At 63.7% G+C, this 16962-nt stretch carries 13 protein-coding genes; 6 read left to right on the forward strand and 7 right to left on the reverse strand.

Annotated elements, in window-relative coordinates:
• On the forward strand, positions 1 to 887 hold an 887-nt coding region (locus tag ABB26_RS13395), incomplete at its 5' end, for a tetratricopeptide repeat protein (RefSeq protein WP_057634973.1).
• A 102-nt stretch (positions 888 to 989) separates the two neighbouring features.
• The gene (locus ABB26_RS13400; protein ID WP_057634974.1) at positions 990 to 1673 is read left to right on the forward strand and encodes a pentapeptide repeat-containing protein; all 684 of its coding nucleotides are present in this window, start codon (positions 990 to 992) and stop codon (positions 1671 to 1673) included.
• A gap of 95 nt (positions 1674 to 1768) precedes the next feature.
• Here ABB26_RS13400 and ABB26_RS13405 read toward each other — a convergent pair whose 3' ends face one another.
• From ABB26_RS13405 to map, 7 genes are all read right to left on the reverse strand, one after another.
• The gene (locus ABB26_RS13405; protein ID WP_152982679.1) at positions 1769 to 2335 is read right to left on the reverse strand and encodes a hypothetical protein; all 567 of its coding nucleotides are present in this window, start codon (positions 2333 to 2335) and stop codon (positions 1769 to 1771) included.
• A gap of 435 nt (positions 2336 to 2770) precedes the next feature.
• On the reverse strand, positions 2771 to 5680 hold the full coding sequence (locus ABB26_RS13415; RefSeq protein WP_057634979.1) for a ligand-binding sensor domain-containing diguanylate cyclase: 2910 nt from the start codon (positions 5678 to 5680) through the stop codon (positions 2771 to 2773).
• Between the two features lie 57 nt (positions 5681 to 5737).
• On the reverse strand, positions 5738 to 6865 hold the full coding sequence (dapE, locus tag ABB26_RS13420) for a succinyl-diaminopimelate desuccinylase (protein WP_057634981.1): 1128 nt from the start codon (positions 6863 to 6865) through the stop codon (positions 5738 to 5740).
• 81 nt (positions 6866 to 6946) lie between these two features.
• Complete coding sequence (locus ABB26_RS13425) at positions 6947 to 7303, reverse strand: arsenate reductase (protein ID WP_057634983.1); 357 nt, start codon at positions 7301 to 7303, stop codon at positions 6947 to 6949.
• A gap of 168 nt (positions 7304 to 7471) precedes the next feature.
• Complete coding sequence (gene dapD, locus ABB26_RS13430) at positions 7472 to 8554, reverse strand: 2,3,4,5-tetrahydropyridine-2,6-dicarboxylate N-succinyltransferase (protein ID WP_057634985.1); 1083 nt, start codon at positions 8552 to 8554, stop codon at positions 7472 to 7474.
• Complete coding sequence (locus ABB26_RS13435; protein WP_057634987.1) at positions 8554 to 11202, reverse strand: [protein-PII] uridylyltransferase; 2649 nt, start codon at positions 11200 to 11202, stop codon at positions 8554 to 8556. The genes dapD and ABB26_RS13435 overlap by 1 nt, the downstream gene beginning before the upstream one ends.
• The gene (gene map / locus ABB26_RS13440; RefSeq protein ID WP_152982680.1) at positions 11199 to 11975 is read right to left on the reverse strand and encodes a type I methionyl aminopeptidase; all 777 of its coding nucleotides are present in this window, start codon (positions 11973 to 11975) and stop codon (positions 11199 to 11201) included. Before map ends, ABB26_RS13435 begins: the two co-directional genes overlap by 4 nt.
• 599 nt (positions 11976 to 12574) lie before the next feature.
• Here map and rpsB point away from each other — a divergent pair.
• From rpsB to pyrH, 4 genes are all read left to right on the forward strand, one after another.
• Positions 12575 to 13384: a 30S ribosomal protein S2 gene (rpsB, locus tag ABB26_RS13445; protein WP_057634991.1), complete on the forward strand. Its 810-nt coding sequence runs from the start codon at positions 12575 to 12577 to the stop codon at positions 13382 to 13384.
• 134 nt (positions 13385 to 13518) lie between these two features.
• Positions 13519 to 14397 carry a translation elongation factor Ts gene (gene tsf / locus ABB26_RS13450; RefSeq protein ID WP_057634994.1) on the forward strand — a complete coding sequence of 293 codons (879 nt, stop codon included), beginning with the start codon at positions 13519 to 13521 and terminating at the stop codon, positions 14395 to 14397.
• A 178-nt stretch (positions 14398 to 14575) separates the two neighbouring features.
• Positions 14576 to 16081: a GGDEF domain-containing protein gene (locus ABB26_RS13455; RefSeq protein WP_057634996.1), complete on the forward strand. Its 1506-nt coding sequence runs from the start codon at positions 14576 to 14578 to the stop codon at positions 16079 to 16081.
• 108 nt (positions 16082 to 16189) lie between these two features.
• Positions 16190 to 16918, forward strand: a complete 729-nt coding sequence (gene pyrH / locus ABB26_RS13460; protein ID WP_057634998.1) for a UMP kinase — start codon at positions 16190 to 16192, stop codon at positions 16916 to 16918.
• Positions 16919 to 16962: the final 44 nt, after the last annotated feature.

Here is a 16962-nt window from a genome sequence, read left to right on the forward strand (position 1 = left end):
GTCCCACGCCCCGCGTGCTGCTGTACGCCTTCCCCCTGTTCACCTTGCTCGGCTGCGCGGCGACCACCCCCACCCGCCCGATCAGCGACACCGAGCGCGACGCACTGGCAGCCACCGCGGATGGCAAATTCGACTCTGCCCTGCGTGTCGCCAAGATGTACCGGGCGTGGAACGACCCACGTGCGCTGGACTGGTATGCGCATGCAGCCGCCATCCCGCCACGCACGTACCGCAGCACCAGCGCCGAGGAAGAACTGGGAACAATTCTGGAGCGTGGCCGCCTGGACAGCAGCGACCAACCGCAGAAGCCCGAAGCCGTGGTACTCAAGCCATCGCCGCGCAAAGCGTTCCGCTGGTACTACAGCGCGGCCTATCACGGCTCGCCCTATGCCATGCATGACCTGGAGAAGTGGTACACGCGGCGCGGCGACATGGAAGGCGCGCTGCGTTGGCGCCTGCGCTCGGCGGTGTATCTGCGCGAACTGTACAAACTCGACGCACTGCGCACCGCTACGAGTGGCTCTGCCGAGCCCGGAAGCGCTGCAACGCAACCATCCTCGAACGCGGTCATCACGCGCATTCAACGCAGGGCCGCACGCGGCGATGCCGAGTCACAGGTTGATCTGGGTGCGCTGTACGAAGCGGGTATCGGCGTCGTTGAAGACAAGAGCGAGGCGCTGCGCTGGTATCAGCGCGCGGGCGAGCAAGGCAACGTCTACGGACAATACTTCAGCGGCTTGGCGCTTGGCCGCGGCGGCAAGGGCCTGCAGAAGGATGTGGATGCAGCGGCGGTGTGGTTTGCACGTGCCAATGCGCAGCAGTTCTATCTGGCCGAAGAAGCGTACTGGCGCAAAGCCATTCAACCGCCATTTTTCATCTTCGAGTAAAGCGGCGAACGTTCCTGTACACACAAACGCTGCTCCGGCAAGACTGCATCAATGCTGTGTTGTCGCCCAGAATGACGCTTCAGCTGCTGCAGGCCATCCCCCATGAGTGCCCCGATTTTTCGCGACGAAGCCATCACCCGCGAGCGCATGCAGGCCATCATCGCTGCGCACCCAGGCGCCGCCGTGTTTGAGTCCTGCAGCCTGGATGGAGGGGATTTTTCACGACTGCAGATGGACGGCTTTCAGTTCAACCAATGTTCACTGGCCGGTACATGTTGGTTGGCGGCATCACTGGAAGAAAGCCGATGGCACAAGTGTCGGGGCGGCCAGTGTGATTTCAGCTCGGCGCTGCTCAGCGATTCGCGCTTCGCCCATTGCGACCTCAACAACAGTTACTGGCGGCGCGCAACACTGTCGTCGGCGCAGTTCCAGGACTGCAAGCTCACCGGTGCGCATCTGCAGGAAGTGACCGGCTGGGCGCTGGAGTTCCGCGACTGCCTGCTGGTCAGCGCTGACCTGCGCGGCCTTTCGTTCCGCAAGGCGCAACTGCAAGGGCTGGATTTTTCCGAGGCCGATCTATCCGGCTGCGATTTCCGCGATGCGGTATTCAGCGGTGGCAGCCTGCGCAACGCGCAGACCCGACTCACCCGCTTTGAGGGCGCCGACCTCCGCGATACCGACATCAGCGGGCTCAACGTGATGGACGCAAAGCACTTCAAGAAAGCGGTAATCTCGCAGCGGCAGGCGGCTGCGGCGCTGGCGGCTTTCGGCTTGATTGTTGCCTAGGCGGACTGAGCATCCGACAACGCTTTCCGAACGGCGCTCCCAACCACGATGTAAACGCCGTCTCCAGACCACACGGATGCTCCAGAGTCGGTCGATCAGTCGTGATAGAGATATTCGTTGACCTCGCCATCTCGCCACTCCACCCGGGATCGTAGCCCTTCAGCGCTACGGGCACGTCCGGTTTGTTCCAGGCTTGCCGGCCGATCACTGACCAGGCAGAGCTTCTCGAAAGCGTTTATCCAACCGCAGCTACGAAGCACGTCGCCGCCAAGGACCAGCGCCGGTGGCGCTGCTTCCAGCATCCCGATTGCGAGCAATGCCTGGGCCCGACCAAGCGCCTCGGCGCTGCCCCACAGATTGCTCATGCCACCCGAATAAAGCACCCACTCCTGGCTTTCATCTTGGATCGCCGCCTCCAGAGCGTCGGTGACGGCATGCTGAAAATGAATCAGATTTCCAACACCGTTATCTACAGCACCGGCGAGCTTTTCCCAACCGGCTTGCCAAGCGAAAGGCATGATCACGTCACCTTCCAGATCATGGGCAGGCAGGCTCACTTCGCTCCCCCAGTCGCCCAAGGCGCGGGGCTGCGCTGACTGGATCGAGTTGAGCAGCAGGCGCTGCAACTCGTCCTCGCTACCCAGCAACTGACTGAAGTCCATCGAGGTGAAATCCTGTCCACTCACCGTCGTCGAAGCCGGAGCCATCCGCTACAGGTGCTTCAAGATCGCTTGGGGACTGCTGAAAAAAAGTATCTCCGGACACTTCAGCCCAAGGTACTCGTAACACCTGGCGATAGCCTCCTGACAAAGCGCCCTGTCCATCGGGGCAACACACAAGGCCTCGTTCTGGATCTGCCCCGAGACAGCCTTGATCACTGCCTTGTGCTCCGCGCCAAGCACCGGAGGTAACTGCTTTTTACTCATGAATCTTCCTTGGTCATGTGCAATGGATCACCAACAGACATTACTGATGCGTCGGGTATCAAACAACCGGACAATCGGCACGAATGGTCAACTTGAAGGTGGCTCGCGAGCACGTGCTGCTGGACAACGACCAACAAAGCCTTTGAAAAATTGCCAACGCAATTCCCTACCTCAGGTGGGGTATTCGAGGCACTCTCCGGACAACTTCCCTTTCGCAGAAGCGCCCCGCACCCGATTCCGACCATCGCGCTTGCCGTGGTACAACGCCCGATCCGCACAGCGCACCAGCCCCATCGGGTCTTCGTCGGATACAGGGACGCAGACCGCCACCCCGACGCTGATCGTCACCCGCTGCCCCGCCGCTCCCGTAACCTGCTCCACCGCACTGCGGAGGCGCTCGCCTCGTGCCAGCGCCATCTGCTCGTCACAGTCGGGCAGGATCAGCACGAACTCCTCGCCGCCATAGCGTGCCAGCAGCTCTTCGGAATCGGTCACCTGCGCGGCCAGCGTCTGCGCGACACGGCACAACTGCAGATCGCCCACGTGATGTCCATGGGTGTCATTGAACTGTTTGAAGTGATCAACATCGATCATCATCACCGCCAGCGGTTCCTGCCGCTCCGCACAGCGTTGCCATGCACGTGGCAGAGCTTTCTCCATCGCATGACGATTGGCGATACCCGTGAGCCCGTCCGTCACTGCCAGCGCCGACAGCTGCGAATTGGCATGCTGCAACTCAGCGGTGCGATCACTGATCTTCTGCTCCAGCAGACGGTTCTGCGCATTGAGGCCACGGTTACGCAGACGCACCACGACCACAACGAACAGCAGTGCCACCAAACCGAAGAACGCGCGAACCCATCCACGCTGATGCCAGAATGGTGCCACCTGCAGCGAGTAGCTCATCACCTCCGTCGGCGTGCCACGCAGCACGCGCGCCTGCAGCTGAAAGGTGTACGCCCCCGCCGGTAGACGCTGATACGTCAGCTCGCGCCCGATCGCCCAAGGCGACCACTCGTCGTGATACCCCGGCATCCGATAGCGGAACTCGACCTCCGGTTCCATGCCCTGCACGCCAAAGCGCAACGCCAAACCCGCGCCGGCCGGCAACATCTGAACGGTTTGCGGCGATAGCGGCAGCAGCGTCGACGGCTGATCCGGCCGTTGCAGTTCAATGCGATCCAGCCGCGCCTGTGGCAATGCCATCGGCGACTGGGCAGATGCAGGATCCAGCTGCAATACACTGTCGCGCGTCACCACACGCAACTGACCATCTCCGTGCAGGGCAACCGCCATGAAACCCGGCACCCGGCTGTCGCCGATCTGCTGCAACTGGAAGGCATCGGCGCCAGGTTTGCGCCACCACAGTTGCCGCGACGTCCACGCAAAACTCCCCTTTGCGTTGTCCTCTCCCTCCAGCTCTCCAAGTGCCTGCAAACCCGCAAGCACCGGCAATTTGGCAGCAACAAACCTATCTTCCTGCAGCCGACGCACCTGCTGGCCCGATATCGCATACAGCATGCCGTCACTGCGGAACAAATGCGTGGCCTGCCCAGGCATGTCAGGCACCCCCTGTGCGACGCCGTAGCGCTGCTCCGCGAGCAGGCGCCCGCTCTCTGGGTCGAAGCGCCAGCGATGCACGCCGCCGCCGAAATCGCCAGCCCACACTTCGCCCGCAGCAACTTCGTACAGGCCGTCAATCTGATTGGCACCGGTCTGCCACTGCGCCATCACCTGCCAACGCCCGTTGCGTTGGCCGAGCACGATGATTCTGCTACTGCTGACGGCCAATACCCGGCCCGGGTTGAACGCAGACGGCAACAGCCTGCTGACGCTGTCGCCCAGCATCGGATCCAACAGCCGCCGCGGTTGCGCGTGCCCTCGATCAAGCACTGCCAGGCCATATCGATCGCCGATCAACAAACCGGCATCCGTGCCTTCCAGCGCAAATGTTTCCAGATCCCGGCCCGGCCATTGCAGTTGCGAGAACATCGGGGTGCCCTCAGCAGAGGGTTGTGCGCTCCACACCCCTATGCCGGCAATCCACAATCGACCGTCATGCCACGTGCTGTCGAATATCCGCCCGCGCAGGCCGTGCAGCCGGTCATAACGTGTCCATGGCAACGACCAGTGCAGGCGCGCAATTCCATTTTCGCCGGAAACCCATACCGCGCCCTCGCTGTCCTCCACCAGATCATGCATCTCACCCGCACTGGCGGCGAAACTGTCGAGGAGGCGTAGATCCGGCGAAAAACGCATGATGGTGCCATCGAAGCTCCCTACCGCGAATCCACCATCGGCCAATGCGATGCCGCTGTAAGGCTCGTGCAGACGGAATGCCGCATCCGCCTCGGTAACGAGCTTGCGCAGGCGTTTCCCGTCGCTGAAATGAAAGCCATCGGCAGCAGCGAACAGCAAACCGTCGCGATACGTCCACGCAGCGGGGACGCGCAGCTGGGCGAGCGACTGGGTACCGTCAACCAGCGCCATTGCGGCATTGTCGACGCGGTACAGGCCTTCCCCTGGCACTCGAAAGTAGACGGCATCACCGGCCACCAGAGGGCGCGAGCGGGCACCGGCAGGCAGCTGCTGCCGTGTGGTGCTGCCGTCCTTTTCGAGCACGAACAATGCCCCCGCGCTCACCGCATGAATGCCTCGGGACGTTTCCCCCAACGAGTAAACTTCGACCGGGGCCCGCACCAAACCCGCATTGACCAATCGCGGCAACAGGTCCACGAAGCGATGGGTACCATCGTCGCGTCGCTGCAACTGCCCAAATACGCCCGCACCTGCGACATAGATGCTGCCATCACGCGCGCGCATGATCGAATAGACCGGGAACTCGCCGGAAGCCTCAAGCAACTCCCACACGCCGCTGCGGAACAGCATCACGCCCTCGCCGCTGGCCGCATACAGGTTGCCTGCACGATCAGCGGCCATGCCCGGATAGGTTGGCGACGCAGGCAGTTGGCTCGCATCGAACTGGCGTAGCAGCGGCAGGCCGTGCATCGTGCCGGTGGCGTGCGCAAACGGCAGCACGCACAACAGCACCAGCACCGTCACAACCTGCCGGAACCCCATTTGAACTCTGTCCACCTCGCCCCCCCGGCAAGATTCCGCCCGCTGCTCCGTTACGGGTCAGGCGAGCAGTTTTTCGATCAACTTCCGATAAAGCGCAGGCAATGCCTCGAGATCGGCCACGCGGACATTCTCGTCCACCTGATGGATGCTGGCGTTCACCGGCCCCACTTCGATGCACTGTGCGCCGAGCGGAGCAATGAAGCGAGCATCGGATGTACCGCCACCGGTGCTTTCTTCCGGCGCAGCGCCGGCGAACTCGGCCAACACATCGCGCGCCACGCTGCGCAGCCGCCCTTCCGGCGTGTAGAACGGCTCACCGCTGCGGTGCCAGTTCAGCTCGTAGTCCAGACCGTGACGGTCCAGCAGCGCGGTGATTTCCGCTTCCAGCAGCTCCGCGCTCCAGTGCGGGTTGTAGCGCAGGTTGAACATCACCTGCAGCTCGCCGGGGATCACGTTGTTGGCACCGGTACCGGCATTGATGTTGGAGATCTGCAGGCTGGTCGACGGGAAGCTCTCATAGCCATCGTCCCAATGCCGCGCAGTCAGTTCCGCCAGCGCAGCCGCGGCCAGATGGATCGGATTACGCGCCTTGTCCGGGTACGCCACATGGCCCTGCACGCCCTTGACGCGCAGTTTGGCTGACAGACTGCCGCGACGCCCTACCCGCAGCAGATCGCCCAGCTTTGCCGTGGAAGACGGCTCACCGGTGATGCACCAGTCGATGCCTTGCCCGCGCTCACGGAACAGCCTGGCGACGTGACGGACCCCGTCGATGGCATCGCCTTCCTCGTCGCTGGTCAACAGCACCGCCAGCGTGCCCGGGTGCTGCGGATGTGCCGCAGCGAACTGCTCGGCAGCAACCACGAATGCCGCCACGCTACCCTTCATGTCAGCGGCACCACGCCCGTACAGCACGCCATCGCGCACCTGCGGCTGGAAGGGGTCGCTGGCCCAGGTTTCAACCGGGCCGGTTGGCACCACATCGGTATGCCCCAGCAGCACCAGCACCGGCGAACCGCTGCCATGGGTGGCCCACAGATTGTCGACCTCGCCCAGGCGCAGGTGTTCGCAGTTAAAGCCGGCGGCAGCCAAACGAGTGCCGATCAACGACTGGCAACCCGCGTCATCCGGGGTGACGGAGGGCCGTGCGATGAGGTCGCAGGTCAGGTCGAATACATCGCTCATGGGAGGCCTCGTTTGGGAGGCGCTTTGCGCCACCTGGGTGTTGTTGCTGGGAATGGTTTCGCGGCATCTGCCGCACGCGCATCAATCGATGTTGAAGCGCTTCTTGAAACCGTTGTCGCTGAAGCCCTGGCTGAGCTGACCATCGTCGGTGATGACGACCGGGCGCTTGATCAGCTGCGGGTACTCACGCAGCAGCAGCTTCCACTCGGCATCGGAGGCAGCCGCCTTGCGGTTGTCCGGCAGCTGGCGCCAGGTGGTCGATGACTTGTTGATCATCGCCTCGAAGCCACCGGCCTTGCCGGCCCACTCGACCAGGGTTTCCGGGCTGGGCTTGTTGTCGCGGTAGTCGACGAAGGTGTAGCCGACGTTGAAGCGGTCCAGCCATTTGGTGGCCTTCTTGCAGGTGTCGCAGTTCTTGAGTCCGTAGATCGTGGTCATGGCTGAAAGCTCGCGATGATGTGCTCCCCTCTCCCGTTCACGGGAGAGGGGCTGGGGGTGAGGGGAGGCTCCTGGCCGGCGGAACCCGCACGAAGCGCAAGCCCTCATCCGCCCCTTCGGGGCACCTTCTCCCGCTCGCGGGAGAAGGGAACTTCAGGAGCTGCTGCGTTAGTCAGCCAACCCGCGCAGCAGGTCGTTGACGCTGGTCTTGCTGCGGGTGCGCGCATCCACCTGCTTGACGATCACCGCGCAGTACAACGAATGCGTACCGTCCTTTGACGGCAACGAGCCGCTGACCACCACGCTGTACGGGGGGATGTAGCCGTAGGTCACTTCGCCGGTGGCCCGGTTGTAGATGCGGGTGCTCTGGCTCAGGAACACGCCCATGCCGATCACGCTGTGATGGCCGACGACCACGCCTTCCACCACTTCCGAACGTGCACCAATGAAGCAATGGTCTTCGATGATGGTCGGGCTGGCCTGCAGCGGTTCCAGCACGCCACCGATGCCGGCACCGCCGGACAGGTGGCAATGCTTGCCGATCTGCGCACACGAGCCCACCGTGGCCCAGGTGTCGACCATGGTGCCTTCGCCCACGTGCGCACCGATGTTGGTGAAGCTCGGCATCAGCACCACGTCCTTGCCGAAGTGTGTGCCACGACGCGCGATCGCACCCGGCACCACGCGCACACCGGCCTGACGGAAGCGGGTTTCGTCGTAGCCTTCAAAGCGCGACTCGACCTTGTCCCAGAACGGCGCCGGGGCACCTTCCATCACGGCCATGTCGTTGACGCGGAAGTACAGCAGCACGGCCTTCTTCAACCACTCATTGACCTTCCAGCCACCGTTGCCATCGGGCTCGGCGACGCGGAATTCACCGGACTCCAGACCGTCGATCACGCGGTTCACCAGCGGCCGGGTCGAGCCCTCGATCTCGTCACCGGTCAGCATCGCGCGGCGCTCGAACGCGCTCTCGATGCTGAACTTCATTTCCGCCACGCCCGGTGCCGGCGGCTTGCGCAGGCTGCGCGCGCCCAGCGCTTCGCTGGCGACCGGCTTGGCGGCCTTCGGCTTGGCCGCAACCCCTTTCTTCAGCGGCGCCTTGACCGGCTTGGCCACGGGCTTGGCGGCTTTCACCGTTGCTGCGGCCTTCTTGGCAACGACCTTTTTCGCGACCGGCTTGGCAGCAGGCTTTGCGGCGGCGGTCTTCTTCGGGGCAGCCTTCTTGGCAGCGGGCTTCTTGGTGGCCATCAGTGGGGGTCTCCTGGCGTTCTATCGGGTTCCAGGCAAGTCATCAGCGCATCACGCAATGCCTGCCGGGAGGTTTCAGTAAGGGGTTGGTCGTGCCGGTCAGTCAGCTGGAACTGATCCTCGGCACGCTCGCCAAACGTGGCGATGCGCGCGTCCTGCACACGCAGCTGTTGGTCACGCAGTACATGCGCCACGTCGGCCAGCAGGCCGGGGCGGTCTGGCGCGACCAGATTCAGCACGGTGCGGTCACGCTGGCTGGATTCAAGGAACTCGATGCGCGGGGCGAAGCGGAAGTGCTTCAGCTGCCGTGGCATCACCCGCCGTGCCGGCCGCAATATCTGGATGTTGCCGGCCAGCGCCTTGCGCAAAGCCGCCTCCAGCCGCGCGGTGTCGCCATCGGCAAAGCTACCGACGGGGGTGACTTCAAACGTATCGAAGATGGTGTCGTCCGGGCCATCCAGAACGCGGGCACGGTGGATGCCGTACCCGGCGCGGTCCAGCGTCATCACGATGGCGGCAAACAAGCCGTCGCGGTCCGGCGAATGCACGAATACTTCCAGCGCATCGCTTTCCGGGGTGATCCGGCGCACCTTCACCAGCGTGCCGCCCTTGCGCACTTCCACCAGCGAAGCCGCCTGCCATACCAGCTGTTCGGGGCGGAAGCGCACGAAACTTTCATCGGGCATCGCAGCGAACTGGCGGTCGATCACCGCATCGGCATAACCGAGCAGGTTCATCTGCTCGCGCACGTTGTCACGCGCTTCCAGCACACGTTCGGCTTCGGGCAGGGCGAACTCGATACCTTCGCGCAGTGCGCGGCGGGTGGCGAAGTACAGGTCGGCCAGCAGCCGGTCCTTCCACGCATTCCAGAGTTTCGGACTGGTGCCGGCGATGTCGGCACAGGTCAGCAGGTACAGGTAATCCAGACGGTCGCGGTCAGCCACCAACGCGGCAAACCGGTGGATCACGTCCGGGTCGGTGATGTCCTGCTTCTGCGCCGTTACCGACATGCGCAGATGCTGCTCCACCAGCCAGGCCACCAGCTCGGTATCCGAACTGCTCAGGCCGTTGGCGCCGCAGAACTCGCGCGCATCCACCGCTCCCAGTTCGGAATGGTCACCACCGCGCCCCTTGGCGATGTCATGGAACAACCCCGCCAGCAACAACAGCTCAGGTTTGCGCAGCCGTGGCCAGACCTCATGGGCGATGGAGAAACGTTCATCCGCGCGACCGGAAGCGAACAGGCCGATGTTCCGCAGCACCATCAGTGTGTGCTGGTCGACGGTGTAGACATGAAACAGATCGAACTGCATGCGCCCGGACACCTGCGCGAATGCAGGAATCCATTGCCCAAGCACACCCAGCCGGGCCATGCGCGCCAGCGTATCCACCGCGCGCGGGCCGCGCAGCAGCGCCATGAACTGGTCGCGCACCGCTTCGTCCACCTGCGTGTAGGCCGGAATCTCGTCCAGCATTTCGGCCAGGCCACGTGCGGTCATCGAGTGCAGGCCGCGCACATCCGCAGTGCGTGCCCAGCAGGCAAACAAGGCGAAGATGCTGCGCACATCGCCATGCGGCCACAGCGGATCATTGGCGGACAGGTAACCACGCCGCAGCGAGAATCCCTCGCCCACCGGTTCGGGTGTGGCCTCGCCATCGAACTGCTCTTCAAAACGCTGCAGCAGGCGATCGCTGATCCGGCGGATCACCGCCGCGCTGCGATAGAAGCCCTGCATCATCTTTTCCACGCCCAGGCTTTCCACGTCGTCGCCGAAGCCCATGCGCGCGGCCAGCGCCTTCTGGTAGTCGAAGCGCAGCCGTTCTTCAGCGCGTTGCGCCACCAGATGCAGGCCAAAGCGCAGCCGCGCCAGCACCAGCCGCTCGCGCTTGAGCGCTGCCGCTTCGTCCAGGCCCAGATGGCCCAATCCGACCAGTGCATCGATGTTGCTGACGCCGAAGGCACGCAGTGCCATCCAGCCGAGGGTGTTGAGATCACGCAGACCACCCGGGCCGTCCTTGATGTCCGGCTCCAGGTTGTCAGCGGTGTCACCAAAGCGCTGATGCCGCTGCAGCAGCTCATCACGCTTGGCCAGGAAGAATTCGCGCGGCGGCCAGATCAGACTGGGCGAAACGGCACGCGCCAACCCATGTTGCGCGGTGGCATCGGCACACAGCGGACGGGCTTCGATCAGTGCGGTCAACACCGTCTGGTCCGCAGCGGCCTGGGCGCACTGCGCCGCCGAACGCACGGCATGGCTGGCCGGCAGACCGGCATCCCACAGCAAGGCGAACAGCCGCGCCAGCGCGCCTTCATGGGCCTGCTGGAGTTCGGCCTCACCGAGCACCAGCAGGTCAATGTCCGAACGCGGGAACAGCTCTCCGCGCCCATACCCACCCACCGCAAACAGCGCCAGGCCGGCATCCGCGGGAACGCAGCGCTGCCATGCTTCGCGGATCAGCTGGTCGGCGGCACGCGCACGCACGCCGAGCAGGCGCTCGACGTTGTCACCTTGTTCAAAGCGTTTGCACAGACGTGCATCGGTGTGCGCCAGCGATTGCCGCGCCTGCGCGACCCACTGTGCATCACCGGCAGAACCTGCCGGCGCGTCCGGTACGTTATCGACCAGGCCCGCCGGCAGTTGACTCATGCCTGCGCGGATTCAGCGGGCGACAGCGTCAGCACTTCCACGCCGTCTTCGGTTACCGCGATCATGTGCTCCCACTGCGCCGAGAGCTTGCGGTCCTTGGTCACCACGGTCCAGCCATCGGGCAGCACCTTGGTGTAACGGGTGCCTTCATTGATCATCGGCTCGATGGTGAAGGTCATGCCGGCCTTGAGCACCAGGCCCTGGCCCGGGCGGCCGTAGTGCAGCACCTGCGGCTCGTCGTGATAGACCTTGCCGATGCCATGGCCACAGTACTCGCGCACCACGCTGAAACGCTCGGATTCGGCGTATTCCTGGATCGCATGGCCCACGTCGCCCAGCGTCGCGCCCGGCTTGACCGCACGGATGCCGCGCCACATGGCTTCCTTTGTGGTCTCCACCAGGCGCTTTGCCATCACCGAGGGCGTGCCGACGTAGTACATGCGGCTGGTATCACCGTGCCAACCGTCCTTGATGACGGTCACGTCGATATTGACGATGTCACCGTCCTTCAACACCTTGGCTTCGCTCGGAATGCCGTGGCAGATGACGTTGTTGACCGAGGCGCATACGGTCTTGGGGAACCCGCGGTAGCCGACGTTGGCCGGAATCGCACCCTGCACATTGATGATGTGGTCATGGCAGATGCGGTCCAGCTCTTCGGTGGTGACACCGGGCTTGACGTGAGGGGCAACGATGTCGAGCACCTCAGCCGCCAGGCGGCCAGCGATGCGCATCTTTTCGATTTCTTCGGGGGTTTTCAGTTGGATTGCCATCTGCCGATTATCGCGCATTTGGGGAAGATCGCTGAACCTTTCACATTATTGAACCGGCTGCCGCGCCCCTGAGCCCCGCCAGCCAGCCCGGACCTGCGTTGCAGGCACCGCGCGCAGCGCCAAGCAGCCGCCCCTCACCCCCTCCCCAGGAAGCGACAACAAGCCAGCCCGATCAGCACGCACCGGCTCCAACCCCCACAAAACCACGCACCACTCATATCGGACCCGACACCCCGCTGCCAGACGGCACATTGAATCCGGCGCCGACCTCCGGCCCTGGTCTCTGCCGGAGAGCGCCCAGCGACCGGCGCCAGCACCACCCCATCCAGAGGGGATGCATGCACCACCGCCCACGGTTTGCAGCCAAGGCCCTCCCCCCGCTATACTTCGCCGGCTTTGCTGGGCCAATGGCCTGCCAATCCCGCCCACACCGGGCGTCACCGGTGAATTCACACCCTACGCCCCCATCCGTGCCGGGGTGCCCTGTTCAGCAGGGTTCGGCCACGGAGGCGCAGGGGAAGCCCAACCCCGGAACCTACCGCTTCAGTGCGGATTCGCCCCTATTTCATGGCGACCGGTTCCCTGTCAGGAGTTTTGCAATGCCCCAGATCACCATGCGTCAGATGTTGGAAGCCGGCGTCCATTTCGGTCACCAGACCCGTTACTGGAACCCCAAGATGGCTCCGTACATCTTCGGCGCCCGCGGCAAGATCCACATCATCAACCTGGAAAAGACCGTCCCGCTGTTCAACGATGCGATGAACTTCATCTCGTCCGTTGCCCAGAAGCGCGGCACCATCCTGTTCCTGGGCACCAAGCGCAGCGCACGCGAATCCATCAAGGAAGAAGCCGAGCGTTGCAACATGCCGTTCATGAACCAGCGTTGGCTGGGCGGCACGCTGACCAACTTCGCCACGGTCAAGAAGTCGGTGGCCCGCCTGAAGGAACTGGAAGCCGGTGAAACCGACGGCACCTTCGACAAGCTGGTCAAGCACGAAGTGCTGGGCCTGCGTCGCGAGCGCGAGAAGCTGGAAGCCTCGTTGGGCGGCATCAAGGAAATGAACCGCCTGCCCGACGCCATCTTCGTCATCGACATCGGCCACGAAGACATCGCCATCAAGGAAGCCAAGAAGCTCGGCATCCCGGTGATCGCCGTGGTTGACACCAACTACAACCCGGAACTGGTGGATTACGCCATCCCGGGCAACGACGACGCCATCCGCGCTGTGCAGCTGTACGCCCGCGCCGCTGCTGACGCCGTGCTGGAAGGCAAGGCCGCTGCTCCGAACGCCGCCACCGTGCGCGAAGACGAGTTCGCTGGCGCCGTTGCTGCCGACGAAGCCAAGCCGGCTCGCCGCGCTCCGGTCAAGAAGACCGCCGCCAAGACCGGCGACGAGGCTTCGGCCTGATGCACCAGGCGGGCGCAGCCTCTGCGCCCGCCACCCCTGCCCCGGCCCCATCCGGCGCCGGCCACTGACAGGGCCTCGTAACAAGGGCCGGCAATCATTGCCGGCCTACCCCTTTCTATTCGTGAGGAAATTCCATGGAAATCACTGCTTCCCTGGTCAAAGAACTGCGTGAGCGCACCGGCGCCGGCATGATGGAGTGCAAGAAGGCTCTGTCGGAAACCAACGGCGACATCGACGCAGCGGCTGAAGCCCTGCGCAAGTCTGGCGCTGCCAAGGCCGACAAGAAGTCTGACCGCGTCACCGCCGAAGGCCGTATCGGCGTCGCCGTGAACGGCGGCAAGGCTGTGCTGGTCGAAGTGAACTCGGAAACCGACTTCGTTGCCAACGACGTCAACTTCAAGGCTTTCGTGGACAGCGTTGCCGCTGCCGCCCTGGCGTCGGGTGTTGACGATGCCGAAGCCCTGAAGTCGGTCAAGCTGGAAGACGGCGCGACCATCGAAGAAACCCGCGCCACCGCGATCCAGAAGCTGGGTGAAAACATCCAGATCCGCCGCCTGGTGAAGATCGACGGCAACAACAACGTCGGCGCCTACGTGCACTCCAACGGCAAGATCGGCGTGCTGGTCGACCTGGTCGGCGGCAATGCCGAGCTGGCCAACGGCCTGGCCATGCACGTGGCTGCAATGAACCCGCCGCACAACAAGGCTGCCGATGTGCCGGCCGAGTTCGTTGCCAAGGAAAAGGAAATCGAGCTGGCCAAGATGAGCGAAAAGGACAAGGCCAAGCCGGCTGAAATCCTGGAGAAGATCATCAGCGGCAAGATCAACAAGATCGTCAGCGAAGTGACCCTGTACGGTCAGAACTACGTGCTGGACAGCGACAAGACCGTCGAGCAGGCCGTCAAGGCCGCCGGCGGCGACGTCGCCAGCTTCCAGCGCCTGGCCGTCGGCGAAGGCATCGAGAAGGTGGTGGAAGACTACGCCGCCGAAGTTGCCAAGGCGATGCAGGTCTAATCCTGCCAGCGTCCGGTTGCATCCCAAAGAAGCCGCGGTCATCCGCGGCTTCTTTTTTTGTGCCCCACCCCCGGGACGGCACAATGCATGCCACCATCATTTGAAAGCAAACTGTGACGCCCCTTTTATATTCGGGACGTGCATGTATTCTTGGGCCACTGCCGCCCGCACTACAGACATGTCCCCCGAGCTCACCGCAGCACTGTCCCTCTGTCGAAATCTGCCCTCCCCGCCCGCCGTTGCGGTGCGCTTGATCGAGTTGGCGCAGGATCCGGAAACCGACATCGCCAGCGCCGCCGACGTCATTGCCCTGGACATGAGCCTGAGCGCACGCATGATGCGCATCGCCAACTCGCCGCTTTATGCCAGCCGCCGCCGCATCGAGAACCTCGGCCAGGCACTGACCATGCTGGGTCTCAACGCAACACTGCAGTTGTCACTGGGCTTCAGCCTGGCCCGTGCGCTGCACGACGACGAACGCCACGCACAGCTGCACGACGCGGTTTGGCGACGCAGCATCCTCAGCGCGCTGGCGGCACGCTACCTGGGTCTATCCTGCGGCGTGCGGCGTGTCGAGGAACTGATGCTGGCCGGTCTGCTGCAGGACATCGGCATCCTCACCCTGCTGCAGATCCGTTCGGGCGATTACCCCGAACTGCTGGCCAGCGTCTCCAGCAATGATGAATTGCTGGCGCGCGAACGCAGCATGCTGGGATGCAGCCACGCCGAGATCGGCGCGAACCTCTGTGAACAATGGGGTCTGCCGCGCTTTCTGGTCGAGGCCATCAGCCACAGCGAGGCCCCGGCCGAAGCGACCGATCTTTTCGAACGCTGCGTTGCCCTGTCCAGCCACGTGGCGAACATCTGGCTGGCCGATGATGCCGATGCCGCGCGCGAGGAGGCACTGCGCCGGGTATACGAAGATCTGGGCATGGACAGCTCGCGCTTCGACCAGGTACTGCAGCAGGTAAGCCAGATGCTGCCAGAAATCAGCGCATTGTTTGATGTCCCGGTACCCTCCCCGGCACGCGTCACCTACCTGCTGGACCACGCCAGCGAACTGATCGCACTGCGCAATCTACGCCAGCTGCAGGATGCTTCGGCCTGGGAACGTCGCGCCGACCATTACGAACAACAGGCCCGCCGGCTGGCCGAACAGGCACATCTTGACGCACTCACCGGCGTACTCAACCGCCGTCAACTTGAAGTGGTGCTGGAGCAGGAGTTCACCCACGCCAACCATCCGGATCGCCCGCTGTCGGTCGCTTTCATCGACCTGGACGATTTCAAGAAGATCAACGACCAACACGGTCATCTGGTGGGCGATCAGGTGCTGCAGGCCTTCGCCAGCCGCCTTCAGTCGCACCTGCGCGGCTCGGACACCGTGGCCCGCTTTGGTGGCGAGGAGTTCGTGGTGCTGTTCCCCGGCACCAGCCAGCAGACCGCCGTGGACGTCATCCGCCGGGTACTGGGCGCCATCGCCCACACCCCGATGGTCACCGTCGCCAATGCGCCGCTGCACATTACTTTCTCCGCAGGCGTGGCCACCCACGGCATCTACGAACGGTTCGCCGACATGCGCGACCTGCTCAAGGCCGCCGATGACGTGCTCTACCGATCCAAGAGCCTGGGCCGCAACCGCGTCATCGCCCGCGCGCCGGAGTCGCAACCCACCGCCTGCTGAACCGATTGCCGGCAACACGGCCTTTTGTTGCGGCATTGCAACAAAAGCTCTGACCGGGAACCACCGCTTCCGTTAGACTTCCCGCGTTTTCCAGCCATAGAGATCGTCATGTCCAAACTCGCCTACCAACGCATCCTTCTGAAACTTTCCGGGGAGGCGCTGATGGGAGATGAGGACTACGGCATCGACCCCAAGATCATCAACCGCCTGGCCCGTGAAGTCATCGAGGCCCAGCAGGCGGGCGCCGAAGTAGCACTGGTGATCGGCGGCGGCAACATCTTCCGCGGCGCGGGCCTGGCAGCAGGCGGCATGGACCGCGTCACCGGCGACCAGATGGGCATGCTGGCAACGGTCATCAATGCGCTGGCCATGCAGGATGCACTGGAAAAGCTCGGCGCCAAGGCGCGCGTGATGAGCGCCATCAAGATCAACGACGTATGCGAGGACTACATCCGTCGCCGCGCCATCCGCCACCTTGAAAAAGGCCGCCTGGTGATTTTCGCCGCCGGCGTCGGCAGCCCGTTCTTCACCACCGATTCGGGCGCCGCCCTGCGCGCCATCGAAATCGGTGCCGACCTGCTGCTCAAGGCCACCAAGGTCGACGGCGTCTACGACAAGGACCCGAACAAGTACGCCGATGCCGTCCGCTATGACAGCCTCACTTACGACCAGGTCATCAAGCAGGGCCTGGAAGTGATGGACACGGCCGCCTTCGCGCTGGCCCGTGACAGCGACCTGCCGATGCGCGTGTTCGACATGGGCCAGCCGGGCGAACTGCTGAAAATCCTGCACGGCGAAAACATCGGCACCCTGGTCCACGGCCGCGACAACCACTGACCTTCTCAGGTTCCGGCCCGGTGGAGAGGGCTCTTCGCCTATAA

The sequence above is a fragment of the Stenotrophomonas humi genome, from assembly GCF_001431415.1.
GTDB classification, from domain to species: Bacteria; Pseudomonadota; Gammaproteobacteria; order Xanthomonadales; family Xanthomonadaceae; genus Stenotrophomonas; species Stenotrophomonas humi.